Source organism: Thomasclavelia sp. (assembly GCF_047249845.1).
Classification (GTDB): domain Bacteria; phylum Bacillota_I; class Bacilli_A; order Erysipelotrichales; family Coprobacillaceae; genus Thomasclavelia.
The window spans coordinates 1-1,822 of sequence record NZ_JBKTWO010000164.1 but is presented as its reverse complement, the minus strand read 5'-3'; the positions used below and the strand labels follow the sequence as shown (position 1 = coordinate 1,822).

General features: G+C 32.1%; 1 protein-coding gene and 1 pseudogene. Both read left to right on the top strand.

From position 1 onward, the window contains the following. Nucleotides 1–44 precede the first annotated feature (44 nt). Nucleotides 45–500 carry a PTS sugar transporter subunit IIA gene (locus tag ACLR9T_RS14365; protein ID WP_008792888.1) on the top strand — a complete coding sequence of 152 codons (456 nt, stop codon included), beginning with the start codon at nucleotides 45–47 and terminating at the stop codon, nucleotides 498–500. Between the two features lie 14 nt (nucleotides 501–514). After that, nucleotides 515–1,822, top strand: a pseudogene (locus ACLR9T_RS14360) (PTS galactitol transporter subunit IIC); the annotation flags it as partial.

The window sequence follows — 1,822 nt, the reverse complement described above, 5'->3', positions numbered from 1 at the left end:
ATGCAATGATAGATTTATTTTATAAGTAATAGAGGGGGAAATTTATGTATTTTGATAAAAGATTATGTATGTTTCATCAAATATTTGCTACTCAGGATGAATTGTTTGAAACAATGTTCAAAACAATGTTTCAAGCTGGTGTAGTTAAAAGTGATTATTTAGAAGGAATTAAAGAACGTGAGGAAGAATATCCAACGGGATTATTGATTAATGATATAGGATTTGCGATTCCTCACACTGATTCAAGCAAGGTTAATTATTCACAGATCTGCTTTGCATCATTGAATCAACCTGTTGAGTTTTTAAACATGGGAGATAAAAATGAAAAAATAAAAGTTGAACTAGTATTTATGTTAGCTATGAGTCAACCGCATGAACAAGTACAAATATTACAAAATTTAATCGCATTGTTTCAGAATAAAGAAGCAATTAATGCACTTAAACAATGTGAAAACGAAGAAGAATTTATGGGTATTTTAAATAGAAATGGAATTTATTAAGAGAGGGTAAAAAAATGGTTGAAGCATTACAATGGTTTATTGGTCTGGGATCAACAGTTTTCCTGCCGATTATAATAATTATTATAGCATTATTTTTTGGGGTTAAATTATCAAAGGCAATTATTTCTGGGATTACAGTTGGTATTGGTTCTATTGGTTTGGATTTAGTTATTGGTTTGCTATCATCAAATTTGGGAACAGCTATTCAAACAATGGGAGAAAAATATGGTAACTCATTAAGTATTATGGATATTGGTTGTGGAGTTGGAGGGCCGCTTGCATTTTCTACAACATTAGGTATTTGTATTATACTAATTTCATTAGGACTTAATTTAGTGTTTGTTATGCTTGGTTGGACAAAAACATTAAATGTAGATATTTGGAATTTTTGGTTCCCAGCGTTCTTGGGGTTAGTTGCTAATGCAATTAGTGGAAGTTTTTGGGTTGGTCTCTTAGGAATTATAGTAGCACTTATGATTCAATGGTTACTTGCAGACTTATTTCAAGAGAAAATCAGCAATTTCTTTGGGTATCCTGGTATTGCTATTACACATATGATGGCTTTATGTGGAACGATTTTTGCAATTCCTGTTAATTGGTTATTTGATCATATTCCAGGTCTGAATAGAATTGATGCAGATGCAGAAACAATTGGTAAAAAATTTGGTATCTTTGGAGATACAGTTATTATGGGATTATTTATTGGTATAGGTGTAGGTATTTTGGCAGGGTATGATGTTGCCAAAATTGGTCAATTATGAATGACAACAGCAGCTGTTATGAAAATTATGCCAAAAATGGTTGCAAAGTTTATGGAGGGTCTAATGCCAGTTGCTGAGGCCGCAAAAACTTGGACAAATAAGCATTTAAATGGTCGTACTGTTAACATTGGTATGGATGCAGCGCTTACTGTTGGGCATCCGACAGTTATGACAACTACATTAATTATGGTACCTGTATCACTATTATTAGCAATTATTTTACCAGGCAATAAAACATTACCATTTGGCGACTTAGCTTTTTATGCATTTGCTATTGCATTAATGGTTCCTTTCTTTAAAGGAAATATTGTGAGAAGTATTTTAGGCTGCAGTTTATATATGGTGACAATGTTATATTTGTCAACCTGGCTAGCACCAGTTATTACAAATGTATTTAAATTAGCAGAATATAATGTTGGTACAGTTGGTTTAGTTACATCAGTTAACTGTGGCTTATGGCCTGTAGCATTATTTACAATACTGTTACAATCAATTGGATGGATTGGAGTAGTTATTATTGGAGTTATAGTGTTGGGACTATTAATTTATGTCAATCACATA

Coding starts and splice junctions, on each gene's coding strand:
- ACLR9T_RS14365 (WP_008792888.1), top strand. CDS start 45: ATGTATTTTGATAAAAGATTATGTATGTTTCATCAAATATTTGCTACT.